22 protein-coding genes are annotated in these 23,081 nt (G+C 66.3%); 11 read left to right on the top strand and 11 right to left on the bottom strand.

What is annotated here, in order from left to right:
- Positions 1 to 32: 32 nt before the first annotated feature.
- From glp to RQG77_RS04485, 3 genes are read left to right on the top strand one after another with little or no spacing between them, the layout of a single operon-like run.
- The gene (glp, locus tag RQG77_RS04495) at positions 33 to 1,277 is read left to right on the top strand and encodes a gephyrin-like molybdotransferase Glp (RefSeq protein WP_311243625.1); all 1,245 of its coding nucleotides are present in this window, start codon (positions 33 to 35) and stop codon (positions 1,275 to 1,277) included.
- A complete protein-coding gene (locus tag RQG77_RS04490; protein ID WP_311243624.1) occupies positions 1,274 to 1,915 on the top strand; it encodes an NTP transferase domain-containing protein in 642 nt (213 codons plus the stop codon). The genes glp and RQG77_RS04490 overlap by 4 nt, the downstream gene beginning before the upstream one ends.
- On the top strand, positions 1,912 to 2,181 hold the full coding sequence (locus RQG77_RS04485; RefSeq protein ID WP_311243623.1) for a DUF6457 domain-containing protein: 270 nt from the start codon (positions 1,912 to 1,914) through the stop codon (positions 2,179 to 2,181). Before RQG77_RS04490 ends, RQG77_RS04485 begins: the two co-directional genes overlap by 4 nt.
- Positions 2,182 to 2,204: 23 nt before the next feature.
- On the opposite strand, the gene RQG77_RS04480 is transcribed toward RQG77_RS04485, so the two are convergent.
- The 4 genes from RQG77_RS04480 to RQG77_RS04465 form a co-directional block, all read right to left on the bottom strand.
- Positions 2,205 to 4,619: an FdhF/YdeP family oxidoreductase gene (locus RQG77_RS04480; RefSeq protein ID WP_311243622.1), complete on the bottom strand. Its 2,415-nt coding sequence runs from the start codon at positions 4,617 to 4,619 to the stop codon at positions 2,205 to 2,207.
- Positions 4,620 to 4,750: 131 nt separating this feature from the next.
- Entirely contained in the window at positions 4,751 to 5,641 is an 891-nt protein-coding gene (locus RQG77_RS04475; protein ID WP_311243621.1) for a LysR family transcriptional regulator, read from the bottom strand.
- 73 nt (positions 5,642 to 5,714) lie between these two features.
- Positions 5,715 to 6,197: a cyanase gene (cynS, locus tag RQG77_RS04470; protein WP_311243620.1), complete on the bottom strand. Its 483-nt coding sequence runs from the start codon at positions 6,195 to 6,197 to the stop codon at positions 5,715 to 5,717.
- Complete coding sequence (locus RQG77_RS04465; RefSeq protein ID WP_194764955.1) at positions 6,194 to 6,568, bottom strand: hypothetical protein; 375 nt, start codon at positions 6,566 to 6,568, stop codon at positions 6,194 to 6,196. Before RQG77_RS04465 ends, cynS begins: the two co-directional genes overlap by 4 nt.
- 200 nt (positions 6,569 to 6,768) lie before the next feature.
- Between RQG77_RS04465 and RQG77_RS04460 the strand changes: the two genes are divergently transcribed.
- Complete coding sequence (locus RQG77_RS04460) at positions 6,769 to 7,479, top strand: helix-turn-helix domain-containing protein (protein ID WP_311243619.1); 711 nt, start codon at positions 6,769 to 6,771, stop codon at positions 7,477 to 7,479.
- Positions 7,480 to 7,620: 141 nt separating this feature from the next.
- Complete coding sequence (locus RQG77_RS04455) at positions 7,621 to 8,367, top strand: sulfite exporter TauE/SafE family protein (protein WP_311243618.1); 747 nt, start codon at positions 7,621 to 7,623, stop codon at positions 8,365 to 8,367.
- A gap of 25 nt (positions 8,368 to 8,392) precedes the next feature.
- On the opposite strand, the gene RQG77_RS04450 is transcribed toward RQG77_RS04455, so the two are convergent.
- Genes RQG77_RS04450 through RQG77_RS04440 form a run of 3 tightly spaced genes read right to left on the bottom strand, consistent with a single transcriptional unit; the run spans position 8,393 to position 12,811 of the window.
- Positions 8,393 to 9,037, bottom strand: a complete 645-nt coding sequence (locus RQG77_RS04450) for a TetR/AcrR family transcriptional regulator (protein ID WP_194764957.1) — start codon at positions 9,035 to 9,037, stop codon at positions 8,393 to 8,395.
- A 56-nt stretch (positions 9,038 to 9,093) separates the two neighbouring features.
- A complete protein-coding gene (locus RQG77_RS04445; RefSeq protein ID WP_311243617.1) occupies positions 9,094 to 11,526 on the bottom strand; it encodes a glycoside hydrolase family 3 C-terminal domain-containing protein in 2,433 nt (810 codons plus the stop codon).
- A 4-nt stretch (positions 11,527 to 11,530) separates the two neighbouring features.
- A complete protein-coding gene (locus RQG77_RS04440; protein ID WP_311243616.1) occupies positions 11,531 to 12,811 on the bottom strand; it encodes an MFS transporter in 1,281 nt (426 codons plus the stop codon).
- Positions 12,812 to 13,042: 231 nt separating this feature from the next.
- Here RQG77_RS04440 and RQG77_RS04435 point away from each other — a divergent pair, with 231 nt between their 5' ends.
- The 5 genes from RQG77_RS04435 to RQG77_RS04415 all read left to right on the top strand — a co-directional run bounded on the left by RQG77_RS04435 (position 13,043) and on the right by RQG77_RS04415 (position 19,168).
- The gene (locus tag RQG77_RS04435) at positions 13,043 to 13,954 is read left to right on the top strand and encodes a LysR substrate-binding domain-containing protein (RefSeq protein WP_311243615.1); all 912 of its coding nucleotides are present in this window, start codon (positions 13,043 to 13,045) and stop codon (positions 13,952 to 13,954) included.
- Positions 13,955 to 14,168: 214 nt separating this feature from the next.
- The gene (locus RQG77_RS04430; protein ID WP_311243614.1) at positions 14,169 to 15,629 is read left to right on the top strand and encodes an APC family permease; all 1,461 of its coding nucleotides are present in this window, start codon (positions 14,169 to 14,171) and stop codon (positions 15,627 to 15,629) included.
- A gap of 60 nt (positions 15,630 to 15,689) precedes the next feature.
- The gene (locus tag RQG77_RS04425; RefSeq protein ID WP_311243613.1) at positions 15,690 to 17,030 is read left to right on the top strand and encodes an aminotransferase class III-fold pyridoxal phosphate-dependent enzyme; all 1,341 of its coding nucleotides are present in this window, start codon (positions 15,690 to 15,692) and stop codon (positions 17,028 to 17,030) included.
- Positions 17,031 to 17,401: 371 nt separating this feature from the next.
- On the top strand, positions 17,402 to 18,034 hold the full coding sequence (locus RQG77_RS04420; RefSeq protein WP_311243612.1) for an isochorismatase family protein: 633 nt from the start codon (positions 17,402 to 17,404) through the stop codon (positions 18,032 to 18,034).
- A gap of 63 nt (positions 18,035 to 18,097) precedes the next feature.
- Positions 18,098 to 19,168 (top strand): LLM class flavin-dependent oxidoreductase, encoded by a 1,071-nt coding sequence (locus RQG77_RS04415; RefSeq protein ID WP_311243611.1) that lies wholly within the window; start codon positions 18,098 to 18,100, stop codon positions 19,166 to 19,168.
- A 255-nt stretch (positions 19,169 to 19,423) separates the two neighbouring features.
- Here RQG77_RS04415 and RQG77_RS04410 read toward each other — a convergent pair whose 3' ends face one another.
- Genes RQG77_RS04410 through trxA form a run of 4 tightly spaced genes read right to left on the bottom strand, consistent with a single transcriptional unit; the run spans position 19,424 to position 22,029 of the window.
- On the bottom strand, positions 19,424 to 19,690 hold the full coding sequence (locus RQG77_RS04410) for a metal-sensitive transcriptional regulator (RefSeq protein ID WP_091030047.1): 267 nt from the start codon (positions 19,688 to 19,690) through the stop codon (positions 19,424 to 19,426).
- The gene (locus RQG77_RS04405) at positions 19,683 to 19,979 is read right to left on the bottom strand and encodes a hypothetical protein (protein ID WP_311243610.1); all 297 of its coding nucleotides are present in this window, start codon (positions 19,977 to 19,979) and stop codon (positions 19,683 to 19,685) included. Before RQG77_RS04405 ends, RQG77_RS04410 begins: the two co-directional genes overlap by 8 nt.
- A complete protein-coding gene (locus tag RQG77_RS04400; protein WP_311243609.1) occupies positions 19,979 to 21,661 on the bottom strand; it encodes an FAD-dependent oxidoreductase in 1,683 nt (560 codons plus the stop codon). Before RQG77_RS04400 ends, RQG77_RS04405 begins: the two co-directional genes overlap by 1 nt.
- Complete coding sequence (gene trxA / locus RQG77_RS04395; RefSeq protein WP_091030059.1) at positions 21,658 to 22,029, bottom strand: thioredoxin; 372 nt, start codon at positions 22,027 to 22,029, stop codon at positions 21,658 to 21,660. Before trxA ends, RQG77_RS04400 begins: the two co-directional genes overlap by 4 nt.
- Before the next feature lie 87 nt (positions 22,030 to 22,116).
- Here trxA and RQG77_RS04390 point away from each other — a divergent pair, with 87 nt between their 5' ends.
- Entirely contained in the window at positions 22,117 to 23,064 is a 948-nt protein-coding gene (locus tag RQG77_RS04390; RefSeq protein WP_311243608.1) for a helix-turn-helix domain-containing protein, read from the top strand.
- Positions 23,065 to 23,081: the final 17 nt, after the last annotated feature.

Raw genomic sequence — 23,081 nt, 5'->3', positions numbered from 1 at the left:
CGGAAGGAGCCGTGCCGTCCTAACCTGAACTCATGGTCTCCACTCCCGGCGTCGACGATTATCTGGAGTCCGTGCTGCGGTCGGTGCCCCTTCTTCCGGCAGAGAGAGTCGAGCTCGATGCCGCGCAGGGGCGCACCCTGCAAGAGCCAGTGCACGCGGCCACCTCTCTTCCGGCCTTCGACAATTCGGCGATGGACGGATTCGCGGTGCGGTTCGCAGATCTGGCGGTCGCCTCACGCTCGGGGATTCCCTCACTGCGCGTAGTCGCGGACCTTCCGGCAGGTACGGATGAAGACCCGACGCTTCCGTCGCGCACCGCCGCGCGCATCATGACGGGGGCGCCCATCCCCACGGACGCCGATACGGTGATCCCTTTCGAAGACACGGCGGATGGTCTCACCGACTCCTTGACGACGACATCGATCACCCGGCTACCTCCCGCCTCGGGTGCGCACGTGCGCCGCCTGGGCGATGATGCCCAGCGCGGTGATGAGATCGTGACCGCGGGAACCGTGCTCGGCTCCCTGCAGATCGCTGCCATCGCCGCCGTCGGGGTCGACTCGGTCCTCGTGACGCGCGCGCTCCGAGTCGCCGTCATCTCGACCGGCAGCGAGCTCGTCGAGCCGGGAGTGCCACTGCGCCGCGGCCAGATCCCCGAGTCGAACAGTCGAATGCTGGCCGCGCTGGCGGTTGAGGCGGGCTGCACTGTCGTCCGCCGTGCCAGCATTCCTGATGAGCCCGCACGCCTGATTGAGCTCCTCGCTGAGGTCACGGCGCCGTCGTCGTCGCAGTGCGCTGACGTCGTGCTGTTCTCCGGCGGGGTCAGCGCTGGCGCATTCGAGGTCGTCAAACTTGCACTGGCCGCGGAGATGACTTTCACTCACGTCGCCATGCGCCCGGGAAGGCCCCAGGGGTTTGGAGTGTCGCGTGTGGGAACCGTGCTGTTCGGTTTGCCGGGCAATCCCGTCAGCGCCGCGGTGTCTTTCGAAGCCTTCGTCCGTCCCGCGCTCATGCAGATGCAGGGCCGGCTCGACGTGCACCGGCCGAGCCTCCTCCTCCCTGCGGCCTCGGGGTGGCGCTCACCGGCCGGTCGGCGACACTACGTTCCGGTGTCGATCGATCGATCCGATCCCGCAGGCTGGGTCGCCGTGCCGGTCGGGCCTGGTGGATCGCATCGCGCGAGCACGCTCGGGCGCTCCGATGGCTACGCCGTCACCCCCGAGGATGCGCACGAGGTTCGACCCGGCGACCGCGTCCGGGTCATGCTGACATCATGACCGTACCGACCGGCGCACGACTCGGCGCGATTCTGTTGGCGGGCGGCCGAGGATCACGGGTGGGCGGGGCCGCCAAACCGCTCTTCGTCGTCGGCGGACGCACTCTCCTCGCCGAGGCCGCCGCTGCAGCCGCGACCGCCGGAGCACATCCGATCACCGTGGTGTCCCACCTGCAGGATGCTGCTCTTCCGGTCACGTGGTTGCGCGAACCCGCACCGTTCGGCGGGCCCGTGGCAGCGATCGTCGCAGCCTTGGATCCCTGGCCGGTGGAGGCCGACCCGGAGTGGACGCTGCTTCTGGCGTGTGATCTTCCCCGCGCCGTTGCCGCTGTCGAGACTCTCTGCGACACTCTCCCCCACCTCGCGGAATCCGACGGAGCCTGCCTCACCGACGAAGCCGGGCGGCGCCAGTGGCTCGCCGCCGTGTATCGCACGTCAGCACTGAGACGCGCAGCCGGAGACCTTCCCGATCACGGTCGCGACCTGGCGATGCGAACTCTCGTAGCCCCACTCGACCTCCGATCGATCACCGCGTCCGACGACCTCGTTCACGACGTCGACACATGGGATGATCTCGTTGAAGCGCGCCGCCGGGCACGCATCACGATCACCATGCGTTCAGAAGAGGAGCCCTCATGAGCGATCCGTCACACACTCTCCCGCCGGAGGCATTGGATGAGTGGGCAGCGGCGCTGCGCACGCACTTCGGTCTCACGGACGCCGACATCCCTGTCGCCGACGTGCTCAACATGACCCGCAACGTCGCCAACGGCGTCGCGCGCCCCGCGGCGCCGCTCGGCGCCTTCGTCGCTGGGCTCGCAGCGGGCAGGGCGGGTGCTGACCCCGCCGAGATCCATGCGGCGCTCGAAGCCGTGGCGGCGCTCGCTACGGATTGGCATCGCTGAGTTCCTTCGGCACCCGGCGACCTTCAGTCGGCGCGGCGTTCGAGCCGCACGATCACCGCCTTCGAGGTGGGAGTGCCGCTCACATCGGCGACTGAGTCGAGCGGAACGAGGACATTGGTCTCCGGATAGTAGGCGGCGGCGTTACCTCGCGGCGTGGAGTAGGCGACCAGGCGGAACTTCTCCGCCCGACGTTCTTCCGTCGCTCCGTCACTGCCGCGCCACTCGGAGACAAGGTCGATGATGTCCCCCTCGTCGAAGCCAAGATCGACGAGATCGTCGGCGTTCACCAAGACGACACGTCGTCCATCGCTGATGCCTCGGTACCGGTCGTCCTTGCCGTAGATCGTGGTGTTGTACTGATCGTGCGAGCGCAGCGTCTGAAGGAGCAGCCGCCCCTCGGGAATGACTGGGTACTCGAGCGGGTTCGCGGTGAAGCGAGCCATGCCGTCTGCCGTAGCGAACCGCCGCTCGTCACGCGGCCCGTTGGGCAGAAGAAGCGTGCGCCCCTTCTCTATGCGCGACTCGAAGTCCTCGAACCCCGGAATGACCCGTTCGATGTGCGAGCGGATGCGGGAGTAGTCCGTCTCGAGCGCCGTCCACTCCGCGTGCGGAGCATTGGACGCGGCGCGGGAAGCCCTACCCTCGTTCTCGATCGCCCCATGCTCAGGGAGAGCCCGCTCCGGATCTCCGGCGTGTGAAGCAGGAGCAACACGGGGTGACGGTGCGACATCGAAGAGGTGCCCGCACAGGCGTGCGACGATGGCGACCTCGCTGACCAGATCGTTCGACGGCGGTGCCAGGCGTCCTCGTGAGGCGTGCACCGCGCCCATCGAATCCTCGACGGTCACCCGCTGCTCGGTGTCGCCTCTGCGGTCGCGGTCGGTGCGACCGAGTGTGGGGAGGATGATGGCACGTCGCCCGGTGACGACGTGCGAGCGGTTGAGCTTGGTCGACACGTGCACGGTGAGGTCGACGCGGGACATCGCCGCCTCCACGACCGCGGTGTCGGGGGTCGCCGAAACGAAGTTCCCGCCCATCCCCATGAAGAACTTCACGCGACCGTCACGCATGGCTCTGATCGCCTCGACTGTGTCGAAACCATGCTTCCTGGGCGCGCTGAACGCGAACTCGCGATCGAGCGCGTCGAGGAAGTCGGCAGAGGGCTTCTCGTAGATTCCGACCGTGCGATCACCCTGCACGTTCGAGTGCCCCCGCACCGGGCATACTCCGGCACCGGTTCGCCCGATGTTGCCTTGGAGCAGCAGCACGTTGACCACATCGCGAAGCGTGGGGACGGAATGCTTGTGCTGAGTGAGACCCATCGCCCAGCACACGATCGTGCTCTTCGACGCAAGAACCTCGTCGCCGATCTCCCGCAGGGTCGCCTCCTGGATTCCGGTCGCGTCGACGAGCTCGGCCCACGTCACCTCCGCCATCGCCTGCCGGTATGCGTCGAACCCACTTGTGAAGGCCTCGACGAAGTTCCGATCGATGACCCCTCCCTCTTGCTCCTCAGCCTCGAGAAGGTGCTTTCCAATCGCCTGGAACAGCCCCTGATCCCCGCCCGAGCGGATCTGAACGAATCGATCGGCGATCGTCGTGCCGCCGAAGGCCACTCCCCGCGCAGTCTGCGGATTCTCGAACTTGAGAAGTCCCGCCTCGGGCAGCGGATTGACGGCGATCACACGCGCGCCCCGCTGCTTCGCCTTCTCCAGCGCCGAGAGCATGCGGGGGTGATTGGTGCCGGGGTTCTGCCCCGCGACGATCAACAGATCTGCCTGGTGTATGTCCTCGAGCGACACCGTGCCCTTGCCGATACCGATCGTCTCGGTGAGTGCGGAGCCGCTCGACTCATGGCACATATTCGAGCAATCGGGGAGGTTGTTCGTGCCGATCCCACGCACGAGCAGCTGGTAGAGGAATGCGGCCTCATTGGACGTTCGTCCGGAGGTGTAGAACACGGTCTCATCAGGGTCGTCGATCGCCGCGATATGGTCCGCGACCAGGCGTAGGGCGGCATCCCATTCGACAGGAACGTAGTGCGTGGCCCCCTCCTCGAGAATCATGGGTTGCGTCAGCCGACCCTGCTGGCCCAACCACCAGTCGTCATGCCCACGGAGCTCATCGATCGAGTGCTCGGCGAAGAACGTGGCGCCGACACGACGTAGCGTGGCCTCTTCTGCGACCGCCTTGGCCCCGTTCTCGCAGAACTCGGCGACGTGCCGCTTGTCTTCCTCCGGCCAGGCGCAGCCCGGGCAGTCGAAACCTTCCTTCTGGTTGACGCGCATCAGCGTCTGCACAGAACGCACTACGCCCATCTGCTCGTGCGCGATCTGCAACGCGTGCAGCACCGCGGGGACGCCGACCGCGACCTCTTTGGGGTGTGACACGCGAACGCGCGTTTCATCGATGTCGTTCTTCGGTGCCTTCGTCGCCATGTCGACAGGATAGGTCACGCATCGCCGACGACCAGGGTGGGCCTCGTCGAGGAGGAGGACGACGGGAACGCTCCCCCACCAGCCGCTCCGCCTCCGCTATAGTTCGGCGTTGTGCGGTTGATCGACCGGCCCTACTTCCTTCGACCCGCCAGCCGTTTGGCAGCCGCATCGACCGCGAGAGACAAGGGTGTATGAGGCTCATCGCTCAGCGTCGCCAGCGTGATGGGCATCCGAACCTCGGGATTCACGATCTCTGCCATCTGCACCCCGATGCTCGCGGCATCGGTGGGCACCGTCGAACGCGGCACCACGCTCACCCAGTCTCCGGTACGTGCCAGTGCGAGGAGGGCTTCGACCGAGTCCGCCTCGACGCGCGGATGCAGCCGTGCTCCGACTCCTGCCATCGCGTCATCGAGAATCTGCCGCGCCCTCATGCCGGGTTCGAGCACACAGACCTCCCGCGATGCGAGGTCAGCGAGGTCGATCGTCTCACCGAGCGCCTGTCCCCTCGACGCGCCGACGACGACCAGGCCGTCGGTCTCGACGAGGATGTGCCGTATGCCCTCGATCACCGCGGCCGGATGCAACAGCCCCGCATCCAGCTCGAAGGCGCGCAAGCCCGCGACGACCTGTTCCGAGGTCAGCCCGGAGATGAGACGCACGCGGAGCTCGGGATGCGCGGCACACACCTCGGCGAGAAGACGCGCGGCGAGTGACACCCCGGAGGGGATGACACCCACTCGAACGATTCCGGTCATTCGACCCAGTGCGCTGTGGACTTCGTCTTTCAGGGACCGATGATCGGCGATCATCCGTCGAGCCCAGACGAGCACAGCCTCGCCCTCGGACGTCAGCCCTTCGTAGGCACGTCCGCGTCGCACAAGAGGCACCCCCAGCTCCGTCTCGAGCTTGCGGATCGCCTCCGACAGCGCAGACGCAGAGACGAAGCAGGCCGCGGCCGCGCGGCCGAAATGCTCTTCACGGGCGACCGCGACGAAGTACTCGAGTTGAGTCAGCAGCAACGGAACCTCCGGGCACGTCGGCGGCCATCGGCGCCGAACGCGCCCGGATGGAATGACCCGCGTAGTCCGCAGGTTACTCCGCCACGGCCTCCTGCTGGCGCTCCGGTGCCGATGATGTCCATGCATAGGGGAGGAATTTCCCGTCGATCGTCACGACCACACGGTCTCCATCGGGATGCGCCACCCGATCCAGCGTGATGCTGCAGTTGATCGCGCTCATGATGCCATCACCGAACTCGTCGTGGATGAGCGATTTGAGGGCCGGGCCGTACACCTGCACGAGCTCGTGGAACCGGTAGATGGTCGGATCCTGAGAGACGTCGTGGCTCGGGACCCGTGTGGGCTGTCGGACGAGCGCGTCGACCACGTCATCGTCCAGCGCCAGGGCATCCCTCAGCTCCTCGGCCTCCTGTTCCGGGACGGGGTGCGCCCCGAGCGCGGCCGCGGCGGTCCACACGGGCGGACGCCCCAGACGCCGGGCGAGGTCCCGCCAGGACAAACGCTGTCGCCGGCGACGCTCGTCGACGAGGTATCCGGCATCCTCTTTGCTGATCACTCCGCGTGCCCTGCCGCGTAGTAGTCGTTGCCGCGCGAGAACTCCACGAACGTGCACGCAATGTCGCCCACGGACCAGGCATCGTGTCCGGGCGGGAGCAGCATGACATCGCCCGCGGAGAACTCTTCCTGCTCACCGTCCGCCATCAGGACAGCGAGTGTTCCTGCGATCACGAGGGCGACGTGCGGCAGTTCGCAGTCCTCCGTGCCCGCGTATCCCTTGAGATCGTTCGACCACTTCGCCCCGACATCGAAAGTCACCTGCGTCACCTCAACGCCGTCCAGCGTCGCGGTGCGCTTCGAGATGAGTCCGTGACCGTCCGCCGGAATGTCCGCGAGAGTCGCCTTCTGCATCGCCGTGTTGTACGCCATGTCCTGTTCCTTCCGTCGGCTTACGCCATGTCGAATGTGTGAGTTGATCACATCATCGAGGCCCCCGTCGGGGAAGGAAGAATACGCACGCCCTCCATGTCGTCGCGTTTCGTCGGTTATGTAACACGACGGTCACATCCGCGACGCGACGGGGCAAAATCACCCCCCTAGCGTGGACGCATGGGTGAACGATGACTTCGGTGCGCGACCCATGGACGCGTGCGGTGCTCGACGCCGTGCCCCACCCGATGCTGGTGATCGACGCGGGCGGAGCAGTCGCACAGGTCAACCGTGCCGCGAGCCTCGTGCTGGGGTACCAGGAACCCAGGGAACTGAAAGGTCGAGCGAGTCACGACGCCCTCCACCGGCACCGGGAAGACGGGACGGTGTATCCCGCCCATGAGTGCCCGATCGTCCGCGCGTCACCGCGCCAGCCACATACTCCGGCGCGGGAGATCTTCATCGACCGGTTAGGCAGGGCGATCCCGGTGACCTGGACCGTGTCGGCACTTCCCGACGACTCCTGCAAGCTCCTCTCTTTCCACGCCGCTAACTCCGGAGGCGCAGTGATAGCCCGACGGCTTCCGTCCGCCGCCGACATTCGCTCGCAGATCGCAACAGGTTTCCGGGATCCCGACCTGACTCCACTGAGCATCGCCGCGACCAACCACATGTCCTTGCGGGCGCTCCAGAGCATCCTGTCCCGGGAGGGCGCATCGCCCGCCTCCCTGATCCGATCGGAAAGACTGCGGCACGCATCGGAGCTGCTCCGCAGAGGGATGCCACCCCAGGTGGCCGCGTTCGAGTCGGGCTTCAGCGACCCCGACACGTTCTCGCGTGCATTCCGACGACACTTCGGCGTCGCCCCCAGCGCATATTCGGCTCGCAGCCCCCGAGGAACCCTGCGCTAATGAAGAGGGGATGTTGCTTGCTCAGTGCCCGAGGAGCATTTTTACCGACCGAGCGCCCGGTCTGTATGCTACGTTGATTCGACGCACTGCCGCGAGGATGCTGCGCTGCCGTCCTAGCGCTTGACAGAGAGAGGTACCCGAGTGCTCATCGTGATCATCGCTCTCGGATTGGCCATCGGGGCACTGACCGGGCTGTTGGGCGCCGGGGGCGGAATTCTGACCGTCCCCGCACTGGTGTACCTCGTGGGGCTGCCCGTCTCCTCAGCGATATCGACGTCTCTCGTCGTGGGCGCGATCGGCCCCCTGGCTGCGTTGATCCCACGCCTGCGAGGCGGCGTGGACTGGAGGATGGTGCTGCCTGTCGCCGGCGCGGGCGTGGTGGCGGCATTCGGCGGCACACTCGTCGGCCGGCTCATCTCGGAGGAGATTCTCCTCCTGCTCTTCGCCCTTCTGATGGTGGCCTCCGGCGTGCAGATGCTCCGGGGACGGCCACAGGCCACGGGCAATGACCGCCGACCGAAGCTGTGGGCCCTGCGGGGAATCGCTGTCGGGCTGCTCGTGGGGTTCCTGACCGGTCTGCTCGGCATCGGCGGCGGCTTCATCACCGTCCCCGCTCTGGTCTTCCTCCTCGGAATGTCGATGAGGCTGGCGATCGGCACTTCTCTGGTCGTCGCCATGATCAACTCCCTGGCCGGCATCGCTGCGCATGCGGGGGTGTCGAACCTCGACTGGGGACTGATCATCGCCTTTGTCATCCCCTCGATGGCGGCATCCTTCTTGACAGCGTTGCTCGCGAAGCGCGTGAGCAACGTGTTCCTGCAGAAGACCTTCGCGATCATGGTCCTGGCAGTCGCCGCCATCACGGTGGCACAGGTGCTTCTGCCCTGACCGGCGAATGCGCAGTTCAACGTCGTCAAGAAGGCGAAGGAGCGAGCTCCCAGCACGCTCGGAGACCGGCGACGTGAGCGGATACCTGACTCACCATGTCGATGCGTCGGTCGACCAACCACTGCTGTTGGATGCCGTCGAGCACAGCGATCGTGTTCCCGACCAGCAGCTCTGTGGGAGCATCCGCACGGATCACGCCCGATTCCTTCCCCTGCGCCACGGCATCACCCAACCATGCGCGTGCGCTGGCGTAGTGATCTCGCAGCCATTCGTTGGCCGGGTGGTCGGGCTCGGTGGCCTCCGCCGAGACGCGGACGAACACGCCCACCCATTCGGGACGCGTTGAGTTGCGGGCCGTCAGCGGCACGAGAGCCTCGAACGCGTCCCACCCGAGGGGAACCGTGCCGTCTCCGAACAGGAATGCGTTGTCGTCCTGCTCGCGCTGCTCGAGAATCGCGGCCAGCAATGCCACCTTCGAGGGGAAGTGATGCAGCAGCCCCGACTGGGAGATTCCGCTGGCGGCCGCGACATCCGCGATCGACATCTTGTGAAAACCGACCTCGGCGATCTGTTCCACAGCGGTACCGACGATCTGCTGCTGCGTCTCTGCGGCAGATCGTCTCGCACGCCGCTTGCGGGTGTCAGGGGCGTATCTCGGGGGGAAGGACAAGGATGCCTCTCTCGATAGGGACCGAAACCGACGGACGGTGCACTGTCAGTCCAGTTTCAAGGAATCGTAACGCGGACATCTCCCAAACCTCGACCGATGAGTACCGTTCCTGCCTGGAGCGGCACCCACCCCTGCGCGCCCTGGTCCCAGCGACGCTGGAGCCGAAGGTCGCACGCGGCTCGAATCATGACTTCCTGGCCGGGAAGCACATCAGACTGCCCCCAGCCGATCAGTCGGATCGGCTCGTCATCGCTCTCCGGGTCGAAGTAGATCTGCACGGTCTCGCGCCCGGCGAGTCTGCCGGAGTTGCGTACCGCGACGTCAACCGCATCGATCCGCCCATCGGACGATCGCACGGTCTGCGCCTCCGAGTACTCCCACGTGGTGAGCCCGAGCCCGTGCCCGAACCAGAAGGCTGGTGCATCCCCACTCCCGAACCAGCCGCGATGGCCGATCGACGTTCCCTCGGCATACTCCAGGACACCCCGTCGGGGCGTGGTGCTCCACGCCGGTCCGCGGTGATTGCCCGCGGGGAAGGTGGTGACCAGACGACCCTCCGGGAGCACATCACCCAGCAGCGCAGCCGCGACAGCATCCCCCGCTTCCTGACCGGGGAGGCCAGTGAACAGGACAGCATCGACATCAGCGATCCAGGGCATGAGCACTGGGGTGGCGGCGTTGATGACGACCACGGTACGCCTCGCGACGTTCGCGACCGCCGCGACGAGCGCATCCTGATCGCCCGGTAGCGACAGCGTGGTCTTATCCTCGCCTTCCGTCTCCTGGTCGGGAGTGAAGCCCACGACGACGACAGCCACATCGGCTGTCCGAGCCGCTGCAGAGGCAGCAGAGATCGCGGAAGCCGATGATCGCGACGCCTCGCTGACGACCAGGCCGAGGATGCGCGGCAGCGAATCCCTCTCCACGGTCGCGGTGACGAGTTGCCCCGGCTCCACGCGCACGGCCGTGGCATGGCTCTTGGGACGGAAGAAGCCGCCGCCGGGACCGGGGTGATAGTCGATCCGGTAGCTGCTCTCGTGCCCTTCCGTGACCAGATGCCAGTTCCCGGGGCCCCGGGTTCCGAGCTGCACCATGCGGCCGTCCCGAATCTCCAGAGTCGCGCTCAACTCGATGCGGGCGGCCCCCTCTAGCCATCCGATCTGGCTGTCCTCGAGCTCCGCCACTTCGAGATGCCGGCTGTGCACGAGATCGCCGGCTTCGTCGAAGACCCGCACACGGATTCCGTGCTCCCCCGTTTCGGGATCACGCACGAGCGTGGGCTTCACGGTGGGCAGCGTCTTACGCGTCTCGACGCCGTCGGTGAAGATGACGTGGTCGGCGCCGAGGCGCGCTGTCATCCCTTCGACGATCGAGACGACGTGCGGAGCGCGAACCTGAGCGGATCCGCCGCCCTGTCCGATCGTGTCCGTGGCATGGCGACCGATGAGCGCGTGGGTGGCATCCTCACGGAGGGGAAGGGTGTCATCGACGTTCTTGATGACGACCATGCCGGCCGCTGCAAGCCGCCGGAGTTGCGCCCGCCGCAGAGCGCCGGCCGGTACCTCGACGGCTTCGGGCCAACTGCGGGGGACGGCGAGGCCGCCCACACGATGGGCGAGCAGGAGCAGACGCCGCACATGATCGTCGATGGCTTCTTCAGAGACGGCCCCCGCACGCACTTCTTCCTCGAGCGATTCCGTCCAGGGTGTCGTCGGGCCGGGCATCACGAGGTCGAGCCCCGCGGCAGCGCTCTCGGCGGCCGTTTTGGTGGCGTACCAGTCCGACAAGACCAGTCCGTCGTAGCCCCACTCGTCTTTCAGCACCTGGGTGATGAGCTCATGGTGCTCCGTCGAGGGAACCCCGTTCACGCTGTTGTACGCGGCCATCACGGTCCACGGATTCGCATCGTCGATCGCGATCTCGAAGGGTGTCAGGTACACCTCCCTGAGAGTCTTCGCCGTCATCCGCACGTCCACCGTCGTCCGCTCGGTCTCAGACTCATTGCCGAGGAAGTGCTTGGCGCTGGCACCGACGCCCCGCTCCTGAAGTGCGTTGATGTACGCGCTCGCCAGGCGGCCGGTGAGCAGCGGGTCCTCGCTGAACGCCTCGAAGAGCCTGCCACCCAGGGGCGACCTATGGAGGTTGATGGTGGGTCCCAGCACGACGTGCGTACGCTGCGCCTCTGCTTCCTCAGCCAGGATCCCCCCGGCTTCGGCGAGCGCTTCGGGATTCCACGTCTGCGCGAGCAGGCTCGCATTCGGCAGCAGGCAGCTCTCACGACCGCCGACGACGATCTCACCGCGGACGCCTGTGGGCCCATCGGACAGCACGAGGCCTTCGAGGCCGATCGACGCATCTGCGTGCAGCGAGAAGTTGTCGGCGCCGGAGAGCAACCGCACCTTCGCTTCCAGCGTCAGCCGTCGAACGAGATCTTCGATGACCGGCTCCAGTGCGGCGAATCCCGCTGTTTCCTCGTCATGGATCGTCATCGGTTCACCTCACGCTTCGGACGGGAATGATCAGCACGGCACCGACAACGGCGATCACGCCGGCGATGATGAGCATGATGTCGTAGTTGGTCCCGCTGCTCAAGCCGACGATCCAGGCGGCGAGCGCAGGCGCCACCACCTGGGGGCCGGCCATGGCGATATTGAAGACACCGAGGTCTTTCGCCGTCTCTTCCGGGTCGGGCAGCACATCCAGCACGAGCGCGAGGTCGACAGCCACGTAGGCCCCGAACCCGACCCCGATGATGGCCTCCGCCACGAAGAACATCATGGGCTCCGTCGTCTGCGTGAGAAGGATCGTGCCGGCGGCGAAGATGAGCGCTGCGACGACGATGAAGACCTTGCGCCGTCCAAGCTTGTCCGAGAGCCATCCGGCGATCTGGCCGCTGACGATCAGGGCGATCGTGAAGACCAGGACGCCCGTCGCCATGATGCGCACCGCTTCGGCAGGCTCGAGGTTCATCTCGTGCTGGATCCATAGCAGCCGGAAGGTGATGAACATGAAGTTCGCCAGCACGACCAGGAAGCGCGACCACCAGGCGAGTCCGAAGTCGGGGTTCTTGATCGGGTTCACCCAGAACGTCTTCAGCACCGTGCTGATGCCTCCGCCGGAACGGGCGGGGAAGGGCCGCGGCTTGTCGGGCAGCATGATCGCGTAGATGAGCACCAGGATGAAACCGACCACTCCGGGGATCAGGAAGAGAAGCAGCAGTTGCGTGGCGAAGAACTGCGCGGCGTAGGCGGCGCCGAGGGTCGCGGCCTGCTGGGCGATGCCGATGGCTCCGGCGACCTTGCCGCGCTGCGAAGAGGGGAGCTGATCGGCGATGGATGCGGTGTGCGCGGCGATTGCCGCATTCGCCGTGATCTGCGCGAGGATCCACCCCGCGCCGACGACCAGAGCCGTAGGCGCGATGGCCATGATCAGCAATGCGACCAGGAGACCCGCCATGCCGACGATCATCCAAGGCCGACGCCGCCCGAACCGGCTCATCGTCCGGTCGCTGATTCGCCCGAACACCGGGTCGAAGAACAGCGCGGACAGCGCGCCGATCGACGTGATCAGACCGAGCGTGCCGATCACCTCGTCCTGCGGCATCAGAGATTGCAGCTTCAGCACGAGTGCGGCGGAGATGACTGTCGACAGGGGAAGCATGAGGCCCAGGCGGGCGAGCACCATCGTGGTGACCACGGCGGGCCGGGCGCGCACCGTGGGTGCGGCGAAAGTAGGGGGCTGGGGTGAGTCACCGACAGCGGTGTCGTCGATCATGGCGCTCCTCATTGAGTTATACGTACAGACCGAGCACTCGGTCGGTATGACCATAGCGCACTGCCGGGGAAGGCGCAACGCCCGGGTGATCACACCAGCAAGGAAGAGAAAACCGAACAATATGTAACACATCCGTCATGCGGAGGAATCGGCCGGGAAACGCTCCGCGCGTACGGTGTGGCTCACCCGGCATGATTCCCGTGCCGGGTCCGACGAACGGAGGTGGGGCGGATGGAACTTCGCCAACTCCGCTACTTCCTCCGCGTTGCGGAGACCCTTCACTTCGGACGAGCCGCCGAACAGGAGAACATCGCCGCCTCCGTGGTGAGCACACAAATAGCTCGACTCGAGCGCGAACTCGGCGTGGACCTGTTCCGACGAACGAGTCGGCGCGTGACCCTCACCCTCGCCGGTGACAGCTTTCGCGAGCATGCCGAGACTGCGCTCGCATCCCTCGACGCCGGAACCGCGGCCGCGCGCAGAAGCATCGTGCAGGTGCAGCGCCTGCGGGTGGGATCCTTCGCGGATGATCCCCTGACGCATCGATTCCTCTCCACTTTCCGCAGCCGGTATCCCCGGGTTCCGCTGAGCTATGTCGAACTCTCCATTTCGCACCAGGTCTCCAGCGTGATCGAAGGAGACGTCGACCTCGCCTTCGTCTGGCTCCCCGTCGACGACCCACGGGTCATGATCGATCCGCTCTACTCCGAGATGCCGGTCGCCGCTCTCTCCTCGGCTCATCGCCTCGCGAATGAGTCGCGGGTGCACGTCGACGACCTGCTCGGCGACTCCTTCGCGCTCGCCGCCGCGGGCACCCCGCCCGAATGGCGGGCCCATTGGTCGCTCGACGTCTACCGCGGCGGTCCTCCCCTCCGCTCGATCGAAGTCAGTTCGGCACGCGAGTCCCTGGCTGCGGTGGCCTACAGCGGAACCGTCGACACCATGTCCACGAACTCGGCCGCACTGTGGAATCATCCCGGCGTCCGATTCCTGCCACTCCCCGACGCCCGTCCCACGAGCCTGGCCCTGATCTCCGCAGCGGACTCAAGCGAGCCACTGGTGCAGGCTTTCCGCGAAGTGGTGGCCGATGTCGTCAACAGCGAGCTCCACGCCGTCCCCGGGGCCGTCTCGCTCGTGAGCTGAAGCGGCGGCTTGCCGGCATCGCGGCGCTCAAGACCCCTGTTTCTCGGCTTGCTTTTGCGCACCTGTCGACCGTGCCGATCATTCGCCGTCGCAGATCGATCGTTCGCAGTTCAGCCGTTGATCCGCGTTGATGTCGCCCGCACTCTTGAGATGGAGGGACCTCGTCTCCGTCAGCCATCCGTGCTCGCGGGCCCGCATCCGAAGGGAGCACATCATGACCCACACCGATTCCACGGCCACGAACGCCACATCCTCAGCCGCGCTGAGCGGCACCCTCGGAGTCACGGCGATTCTGCTCATGGTGGTCGCCACGGCCTCGCCGCTCGGCGTCGTCGCGGGAGGTGTGCCGATCGGCGCGCTGCTCGGAAACGGCGCAGGCCTCCCCCCGCTGTACATCGCGACGGCGGTCGTGTTGCTGCTGTTCGCGGTGGGGTACTGCGCGATGTCCGCACGGATCACACACCCCGGAGCGTTCTTCCGGTATATCGGCGTCGGGCTCGGGCTGCAGGCAGGGACGGGCGCCGCATGGCTGGCGCTGCTGACCTACTACGCGATGCAGGTCGCGATCTACGCATACGGCGGCGCCGTGCTCTCGGCGACCGCCGTTTCCGTCGGCGGACCAGAGCTGCCCTGGTACGTCTACTCGCTCATCTGGGTCATGGCAATCGGGGTACTGGGGTATCGCAGCATCGACGTCAGCGCTCGAGTGCTTCTGGTACTGGTGCTGGCCGAGGTGACCATCGTGCTCGTCGGCGTCGCCGCCATCGTGCTGCAGGCGGGCGCCGAGGGACTCTCCCTGATCTCGTTCCAGCCGGCGACGTTCCTCGCAGGAGCGCCGGGGATCGGCATGATGTTCGTGGTCGGTGCGTTCATCGGATTCGAGGCCACTGCCATCTTCCGCGATGAGGCCAAGGACCCCGGGCGCACGATCCCGAGGGCGACATACCTGGCGGTGGCCGGCATGGGCGCTTTCTACGCGATCGCGTCGTGGGGGCTCATCATGGGCTGGGGCCCGAGCCAGCTCGTCGAAGTGCTCTCCGCGAACCTCGACGACATCATCATGCTGACCTTCCTCGAGTACGTCGGAACAGCCGGAGCGGTGCTGGTGAATGTGTTGTTGATCACAAGCTTCTTCGCGTCGCTGCTCGGCTTCCACAACATCATCGCCCGCTACCAGCACGCGATGGGCAGCTCCGGACTCCTGCCCGCACGCACGGCATCCGTCCACCGGCGCCACCGCTCGCCTTATGTCTCCTCGGTCATCCAGACGCTGATCGCTTCCGTTCTGCTCATCACCGCAGCTGCCTCGACGCTCGACCCGATCCTGCAGGTGTACTCGTGGTTGTCCGGGGTCGGCACGGTCGGGATCGTCGTCCTGATGTCCGCCACAGCGGTCGCCGTGATCGCCTACTTCTCTCGCGACCGCCTCGGCATGAGCGTGTGGCAGACCCGAATCGCCCCGACACTCGGACTCCTCGGCCTCGCTGGCATCGGTGCGGTCATCATCGCCAACTTCCCACTCCTGGTCGGCGATGTTGACGACGCGGGCCAGCCGGCCGCCGGCCCGCTCACGATCGGCCTCCTGTGCACAATCGTCGTCGCCATCACTATCGGCGTCGCCCAGAGTGTGCTCCTGCATCGTAGCCCCGGGCGCGAAGCTCGACGCCTGCCTTAACCACCTCATTCCCCCATCCCCGATAACCGCCAGCCCGCTGGCCCCGCCCAGGAGACGATCGTGCTCACCCTCGAAACCGCAACCCGTCGCTTCACCGAGAAGTTCTCGGAGTCCGCACAACTCACCGTCGCCGGACGGGGTGTGATTCCCGGCGGCTACAGCCGGACATCGTTCAACTTCGGCCCGCATGCCGTCTTCGTCACCGGTGGCGACGGCGCCTACATCGACACAGTGGACGGACACCGCCTCCTCGATCTGAACAACAACTTCACGGTCAACATCCTCGGCCACGGCGACTCCGTCATCAGCGATGCTCTGATCGCCGCGATTCCTTCCGGCGCCTCGTTCGGCAATCCCGTCACCGAGGAAGCCGAGCTCGCCCAGATCCTGATCGACCGCATCGCGTCGATCGACATGGTGCAGTTCTCCTGTTCGGCATCGGAGTCGATCCTGAGCGCAGTGCGGGTCGCTCGGGCATACACCGGCCGCACCAAGATCGCGAAGTTCGAGGGCGGCTACCACGGCTTCACCGACCCGGTGAGCATCTCCGGTCACCCGCACGACGCGGCGGAGTACGGGTCAGACGACAGCCCGCTTCCCGTGGCCGACAGCGCGGGCATCCCGGCGGCGGTCGTCGAACAGGTCGTGATCCTCACTCAGAACGACATAGTCGGCACCGAGCGGATCCTGCGGGAGCACGGGTCCGACCTCGCGTGCGTGATCCTCGAGCTCGAGAGCGGCGCAGGCGGCCACGTCATCCTGCGCAAGGAGTTCGTGCAGATGATCCGTCGCGTGACAGCGGAACTGGGCATCCTCTTCGTCCTCGACGAGACCATGAATCTTCGCGGCGCCTACAACGGCATGCAGAGCCTCTACGAAGTTGCTGGCGATCTCACCGTCATGGGCAAGATCATCGGCGGCGGACTCCCCCTGGGTGCCGTAGGCGGGAAGGCCGAGATCATGCAGGTCATGGCCGATGGCACCGTGCCGATCTCCGGCACGCACCACGGACACCGTCTGGCGCTGGTCGCGGGAATCGCGTGTATGCGCGCGCTGGACGAGGCGGCTTACGACCGGCTGAACACGATGGCTTCGCGGATTCTGTCCGAGGTCGGTGAGTGGACAGCGGCACGCAAAAGCCCGTTCACGATCTACGGCGGTGGATACTCCTCGCTCGCGTACGCCTACCGCACCGAGCCCGGCCTGACGGTGGAGACCCAGCGCGACCTCTGGCGCAACGTCGATGCGGACAAGACCCAGACCTTCTCACTCGAACTCGCGAACCGCGGCTTCTTCCCTGTCGCGCGCGGCGAGATCTCCCTCTCCCTGGCAATGACCGATGACGACATCACCTCGTTCATCGAGACCGTCAAGGAGATCGTCATCGAGATGGAGAGCTGACCACGCCGGAGCCTTCCGTCTCCGGCGCGTTCATATCGCGAGAGCGATGACCCCGCCGAGGGACTTCAGCGGTGATATCGAAGGCATGTGCTTACTCCACGTCCTGTGACTATGCCTCGATGATTTAGTTCGCGGCGGCTCGAAGCTCCTCCTCAACGGAGCGAGGAAGCTCCGAGACAACTCGGTCGGCCATCGAGCGGCCCCGCACGCGCTAGAGCGATGGGCCTAGCGCGCACGCGCGGAACCAACCCTTGAGGAGATCATGCCGACGGCCTAAATTCATCGTTAAAACGCATTCGCGCCAATTGTGGTTGACCTGCCGTTCGACGAGGCTGGAAGCTCACACCACACTTCCGTCTCCAGGAGGACACATGTCCACTCCCCGCCGCGCCCTGATCGTCATCGACCCCCAGCAGGAGTACTTCACCGGCCTCCTATCCATCCAGTACCCGCCGCGCGACGAGTCGATCCAGCGGATCACCGACGCGATCGATGCCGCGGAGCGCGCCGGCATCCCCGTCGTCATGGTGCAGCACACGGCCGGGGACAGCGCCCCGGTGTTCAACCCGACGAAGCCGGAGTTCCGGCTCCACCCGGCGCTCGAGGAACGCGACTCGAGCGCGTGGAAGCACGTCGTCAAGCAGTACAGCTCCGTCTTCCCCGAGACCGGCATGCACGAGTGGCTGCGTGAGAAGGAGATCGACACCATCACGCTGGCGGGTTACATGACGAACAACTGCGTCATCGCCACCGCCGCCGATGCCGAGACACGGGGCATCGCCGCGGAGGTTCTCGCCGATGCCACCGGCGCGATCGACATCACCAACGGGGCAGGATCCGTCGACGCCAAGACCGTGCACACCACGCTGATGGCGTTGCTGAACTCCAACTGGGCGGCCGTCGCGCCGACCGCTGCCTGGGTCGACGCCGTCGAGTCGGGTACGGCGCTCGACAAGAGCAACCTGGGTGAGTCGGCCGCTATGGGTGCCGCCGCACACGCCTGATTCTCATCATTCGACCGGGCACCATGCGCGCATGGTGCCCGGTCTCACTTTTGGAGGTCCCTCGTGTTTTATCCAGAGTCATTCGGAACTGCCCCGTTCGCCCTGTCGGTTCTCGACGGCGGCCTCACCGGTGTCGGCTCCTCCGCCGCCATCGTGCTCGATGAGGTGATCACTGCCGCGCGCATCGCGGATGCGCGCGGTTACGCACGGTTCTGGATGTCCGAACACCATGCGATGCCCGGAGCATCGATCGCCTCGCCCCCACTCATGGCCGCGCGCCTGGTCGGCGAGACGCACCGGATTCGCCTCGGCGCAGGAGGAGTCATGCTGCCAAACCATGCACCGCTGCTGGTCGCCGAGCAGTTCGGCATGCTCGAGGCCCTGGCTCCTGGGCGCATCGATCTCGGCGTAGGGCGGGCACCCGGCACTGACCACACCACAGCGGCGGCGTTGCGGCGCCACGGATCCGCCAACGAGGAATTCCCGCAGCAGGTGCAGGAACTGATCGCCTTCCTGAACGACGATCCCTCCGCTGCGCCTGTGAACGTGCATGCGGTTCCGGGCCCGTGGCAGGAACAGCAGAACGCCACCGATGCGCCGGCCCTGCCGCCCGAACTGTGGATTCTGGGATCGTCGCTCTACTCGGCGCAACTCGCCGCTGCACTCGGGCGTCCCTACGCCTTCGCGCTGCAGTTCGGTAGCCCCGACGTCGTCAACGCCCTGCGCATCTACCGCCAGCGCTTCCGACCCTCGCGTGCGCTGAGCGAGCCGTACGCCATCGTCAGCGTCGGCGCCATCGCTGAAGAAGACCCGGCGCGGGCCCGTCGAGAATCGACGACCAACGCGATGGGGATGATGCGGATGTTCCAGGGCGAGACGTTCGCGCTGCCTTCCCCGGATGCCGTGCGTGACCACCCGTCGTCCGCCGCACAACGACAGTTCCTCGAGGACTGGACGGATCGCACGTTCCACGGCACTGCGGCAGAAGTTTCCGCTCAGCTGGAGGAACTCCACTCGATCACCGATGCCGACGAGTTGATGCTGGTCACCGGCAGCCACGGCGTGGGAGCCAGGGCCACCACCCTCGAGCTGATCGCCGATCACTACGGTGCGGGCGACTCCCGGCATTCCTGATCACGCCTGCCCGATGGTCGCGCCGGTATCCTTCACCGGCGCGACCATGGATCACCGGCCGAACAGACGCCCGAAGAACCCTGTCGCTGGAACCTTCTCGTGTCCGCTGCAACGCTGAGCGGACGGCACGTGACGCATGACATCCGCGACGTGCTGGCCGCAACCGGCCCAGGTCGTCTTGCCACAGGTCTTGCATGTGACTGCTCTACACATGAGCGAGGTCCTCTCATAGGGGGTGGGTGGGTGGACGAGGCGTCACGCGAGGCTGAGGAAGACCTTCTCGAGCTCATCCACGGTCGGCCCCTCGGCGTCGTCATCGCGCCCGACGCACTCCTGCAGCGCCGCCGCAACGATGACGAAGCCGGCCCTGTTGAGTGCGTGCGTCACCGCGGCCAACTGCGTCACGATGTCGCGGCACGACGCCTCCGTCTCCACCGCGGCGATCACGGCGTCCAGCTGCCCTCTTGCCCGGCGGAGCCGGTTGACGACGCGCCGCTGCGCGTCGAGATCTGCGCTATCCATCGGAATTTCTCTCCTTCTCTGGCAGTGGAACAGGAAGATCGGCCTGGCCCGTCAGCGGGTGCGCACTCGTCGGTGCATGCTCGGCCTGCTGCACCCAAGAGGAGGCGCAACGTCCCGTCGCCGCCATGGCCGCGACCGCGATCGCGATCACTCCTGCCATGACCGCGACCACCGCCGAAGATGGGATCATCGACGCAGCGAACGCGGCGACGAAGACGGCAGCAGCGAGGTAGGCGAGCCGCTCGCCCCGTGTCGCACGGCAGACGACGCGCGTGGATCGATCAGACATCACGCCGGTCTCGGCCTTGTCAGAACCTGATCTGCGCGGTCCGCGAGCACCATGCGAAGCGTGGTCATCCCGCCGGAGAGCGATGCGGAATCCAACCCCGACTGAGCGAGGATCCGGTGCGCGATCGCCGATCGGACGCCGGATGCGCACAGCACCCGTACCGGCCTGCCGGCCGCGGCCAGGCGCACCTCCCCCAGACGCTCACGCAGCTGCGTATGCGGGATGTGAAGCGCCTCGGGGATCATGCCCTCCGCGACTTCGGCGTCACGTCTCACGTCAAGGACGAGAGACGTCTCCCGCACGAGGTCGAGATCCTGCGCATCCCACAGTCGCATCGTGCCGTCGAGAACGTTGGCGCCGAGCATGCCCGCGAGGTTCACGGGGTCCTTCGCCTGACCGTACGGCGGGGAGTACGCAAGATCCAGATCGATCAGATCGTCCACCGACATGCCTGCCCGAAGCGCTGTCGCCAGCACATCGATCCTCTTGTCGACGCCGTCGGTTCCGCACGCCTGCGCGCCGAGGATCCGCCCGTCCTCTTCGCTGAAGTGCACGTTCAGGTGGACCGGAGCGGCTCCGGGAAAGTACCCGGCGTGCTGATTCGGATGCAGACTGATCGTCCGAAAATCGATCCCCGCGCGAGACAGCGATGAGCGGCTCGCGCCGGTCAATGCGACCGTCAATCGGCCGACCCGGACGACGGCTGTTCCCAGCGGTGCTGGCATCGGCCGCGCACCTTCGGGGCGGAGGATGGCGTCGGCCACCAGGCGCCCCGCACGATTGGCTGGTCCGGCGAGCGCCACCGGTCGGCGGACGCCGGTCACGGGATCCTGACTCAGCACGGCATCCCCCACCGCCCAGACCCACGGCACGGACGTGCGTCCGTGTTCATCGACGATCATCGCGCCGCGCTCGCAGGCGACCCCCGCAGCTTCGAAGACAGCAGTATCGGGCCTTACTCCAATCGAGAGCACGACGAGTTCGGCGCTCACCTCGGTGCCGTCCGACAGGGTGATGACGTCGGCATCCTCGCCGGCGAGGATCGCCTCGGCGGCGACCCCTGTTCGCACATCCACACCCAACCGGCGCAGCTCTTCCGCTGCCAGCCAGCCGAATTCGGTATCGACCGGCGTGAGCACCTGGTCGGCGAGCTGGATCAGAGTGGTCTCGACGCCCTGCAGCGCCAATGCCTCTGCCGCTTCGACGCCGATGAATCCGGCCCCGAGGACGACGGCTCGCCTTACGCCTGCCTCGACGTGTGCGCGCAGGTGCACTGCATCCTCGACGCTGCGCAGCGTCCGCACCCGCGGCGAGTCGATGCCGGAGATGTCCGGTCTCACTGCTCGCGCGCCCGGCGCCAGGACCAGGGCGTCATATCCGATGCGCTCCTCACCCGCGGAGGTGCGCACGACGAGCGTCTGCGCGTCTGCATCCACACCCACCACGTCGTGCCCCGTGCGCACATCGAGGTTCAACGACGCACGCAGCATCTCCGGCGTCTGCACCAGCAGCGAGCCCTCGTCCTCGATCTCACCTCCCACGAAATAGGGAAGTCCGCAGTTCGCGAACGACACATTCGCGCCGCGCTCGAGCACGACGATCTCCGCAGACTCGTCGAGACGACGGGCTCGCGCCGCGCAACTCATACCGCCTGCGACACCCCCGACGACGACGATCCTCACGCGGAGGCGTCTGACTGCGCGGCGATCTGCGCCCTCACATCATCCATGTCGAGTCCCTGGACCGCATCGACGACCTGCTGCAGACCGGCCGCCGGCAGCGCGCCCGGCTGCGAGAACACCAAGATTCCGTCACGGAATGCCATCAGCGTGGGAATGGAGGTGATCTGAAAACCGGAGGCGAGTTCTCGCTCCACCTCGGTGTCGACCTTGCCGAACACGATGTCGGGGTGCTTCTCGGACGCAGCCTCGAAGATCGGCCCGAACATGCGACACGGACCGCACCACTCCGCCCAGAAGTCGAGCAGGACGATCCCCCCGCCGTCCAGGGTCTCATCGAAGTTCGTCGCGGTGATCGTTTGAGTAGCCATGTCCCGACAATATACCCCGTGGGGTATGGTACGCCGTTGGCTCATGAGCCAATATACGATGAGAACGGGTCACCCGAGAGGAACAAGATGAGGATCGCGATCTACGCTTTCACCGGCGTGACGATGTTCCATCTCTCCGTGCCGCAGATGGTCTTCGACGAGGTCGCCCGGCTGGGTCTTGGCGAGTGGTCATCCGTCCTCTTCTCCGAGCGGGGCGGATCCATCCGCACCGCCGAGGGCTATTCGATCGGCGGCATTCAGGCGCTGTCCGCGGTGACGGATGCCGATCTGATCGTCATCCCGTCGTGGGTGGATGACGGGCGCTTGCCGAGTACCGCCCTTCGCAAAGCCGTCCTCGCCGCGCATGCCGACGGCACCGTCGTCGCCGGCCTCTGCCTTGGCGCGATCGCAGTCGCCGATATCGGCCTTCTTCGAGACCGAAGCGCGGTTACGCACTGGCATTCGCTGGGCAATCTCGCCGAGCGGCACCCGGAGATCGACATCGATGCCGATGTGCTCTACATCGATCACGGCGATGTTCTGACCTCGGCAGGTACCGCCTCGGGCCTCGACGCATGCCTGCATGTCGTCCGCCAGAGGCTCGGCTCGGAAGCAGCGAATCGTGTTGCTCGCAGCCTTGTGGTTGCGCCCCACCGCGAGGGCGGGCAGGCCCAGTACATCGAGCGTCCGATCGCGGTTCGCGAGGCGGATGATCCGATCGCGAAAGCACGTACTTGGGCTCTCGCGCACCTCAATGACGAGCTCACCGTCGAGAGACTCGCCGCCGCCGCGCACATGAGTCGCCGCTCCTTCGTGCGCGCCTTCCGCGATTCAACCGGCTCCACCCCCGCTGCGTGGGTCCGATCTCGACGGCTTGATGAAGCACGACGGCTCCTCGAGGTCACGAGCCTCTCGATCGATCAGATCGCGGCATCCTGCGGATTCGGAAGTCCCATCACGTTGCGTCAGAACTTCATGGCCGCATTCGGCAGCACACCGTCCAGTTACCGCCATCGCTTCGATGCGCGTACTTGAGTCAGCCGTCGCTCCAC

The organism is Microbacterium sp. WCS2018Hpa-23 (assembly GCF_031843845.1).
GTDB lineage: Bacteria > Actinomycetota > Actinomycetes > Actinomycetales > Microbacteriaceae > Microbacterium.
Note: the sequence above shows the minus strand (reverse complement) of the source record. Positions and strands in the feature narration are given on the sequence as shown.